The 1,832-nt window shown below is 43.1% G+C and carries 1 protein-coding gene; it reads left to right on the top strand.

Annotation, left to right across the window (positions count from 1 at the left end; translation table 11 throughout):
• Window positions 1-187: 187 nt before the first annotated feature.
• On the top strand, window positions 188-1,832 hold a 1,645-nt coding region (locus tag ACFIK3_RS09365; RefSeq protein WP_375676613.1), incomplete at its 3' end, for an alanine-zipper protein.

Below are 1,832 nucleotides of genomic sequence, written 5' to 3'. Positions count from 1 at the left end.
GTTTTGTATTCGGGGGAAGTATTTGTACATGCGCCGCTTAATGGCGTTTTTGATTTACTGAAAGCAGCTTTGAAAACGGAGCTTGATGGTTCTGTGAAAGATTTAGAGAAGCGCTTAGAGACATTAAGAGAAGAGTTTGAAGATTTGAAAGAGTGTTCATTTTAGGTTTAATGGAGGAATAAAACATATGAAAATACCCGATCATAGTCATGAGTATCTGATACCAATAGCAACGCAAGAGGAAATCAGAGAAGGAACTTCGCAAGATAGCGTTGTTGTTCCTAAGATTTTAGGGACGGCATCTTTGTATTCGTATGAAACTTTTGCACCATTAGAACAGGTTGTTAATGCAAGGCAAGAGTCTGAAAAATCCATGGCGCGTGCAAATAGTGCGCAACAGGTTGCAGAGGAATCGAAAAGGGTTTCTGATCAAGCGCTTACAGAGGTGACGAAAACGGGTGAAGCGGTTACAGCAGCTACGACAACCGCTAATCTTGCAAAAGATACAGCGGATACAGCCAAGGGATTAGCAGAAGAATCCAAGAGTGCATCAGATGCCGCCAAGCAAATGGCAGAAGAGGCAAAAGCTCTTTCAGAACAATCCAAGAATGCTTGTGCTGAAGTCAAGGCATCTGTTGCAACTGTTAAGATAGTTGCCGAATCGGCGCAAACAGGAGTGGAACAAGCCTCGCAAACAGCTTCAGAAGCGAAGGGTTTGGCGGAATCGGCGAAAAGTGCAGCAGAGAGTGTAACAGAGAAAGTAGATCAAGCACTAAGAGAGGCTAGCGATGCAAAATCTAAAGCAGAAGGCTTAGAAACAATAGCCAATGAAGCAAAATCCACGAGTGATCAAGCAAGCCAAACCGCTTTGAGTGCAAAAAGTTTATCAGAAGAAGCCAAGGAAGTAGCCGAGACTGCGAAGTCGACAGCAGAAGAAGCGAAGAGTGTTGCGGAGCAAGCAAAAGAAGAAGCTGATACGACGAAGCAAGGGCTTGGAGAGGTCAAGAGTTCATTAGACACGGTGACAGCAACGACAAATTCTGCGAATACAGCCGCCTCTGAGGCAAAAGTGTTAGCAGAAGAAGCAAAGAGTGCATTGACAGAAGTTCAAGAGAAGGCACAGAGGAACAGTGACAGTCTTTCTGAACTTCAAAGTAAGGTAGGTTCTCTTTCCACTAATTTTTTAGAGAATGTGCGTTTTAATCAACCTAACAGAATTCTGGAAGACGATCCGGAAAATAGAAAAGGTCTTGTGATCAATAACGGTGCATGTTTTCGCTTTTATCATGGTGGTGAGAATGGGGGTAGGTACCTCTTTTTCCGCGTTCCAGGGCGTGGAAGGATGACTTTTGACAAAGATCTTGAAGCAGGCAAGGATTATTATATTTATCTTATACCAACCCTCACTAATAATAATGAGATCAACTTTAATATTTCGGACAATCCGACAGCTCCTGATGGCTATACAGAGGATACCTCTAAAAAGATTGGTGGATTTCATACGCTTTGTGCAGATGTTGGTGAGATTGAAGATCATCCGTTATCGGGTTATCAAGCGGGGGATATTCTCCCTGATTCTGTTTGGTGTCTCAATCACCGTCCACGTAGTGACCCAGAGGGAATGGTTTACGATCCGTGGAAGAATATTTGGGTTGATATTTATCTTCAATCAGGGACAGATGAAAATACGAAGTCTGCCTATGGTGTTCCGATTACAACCAATCGTAGCTATTCTGACCATCACGTGGATTTTTCGTCTGTTAATAAGAGATTTTTGACGAGTGATGAGTTCGCGTCTTGCATGTGTGGAATCAATTCGGGAACCAGTATTA

It is taken from the genome of Bartonella sp. CB10SXKL, assembly GCF_042195515.1.
Taxonomy (GTDB): domain Bacteria; phylum Pseudomonadota; class Alphaproteobacteria; order Rhizobiales; family Rhizobiaceae; genus Bartonella.
Note: the sequence above shows the minus strand (reverse complement) of the source record. Positions and strands in the feature narration are given on the sequence as shown.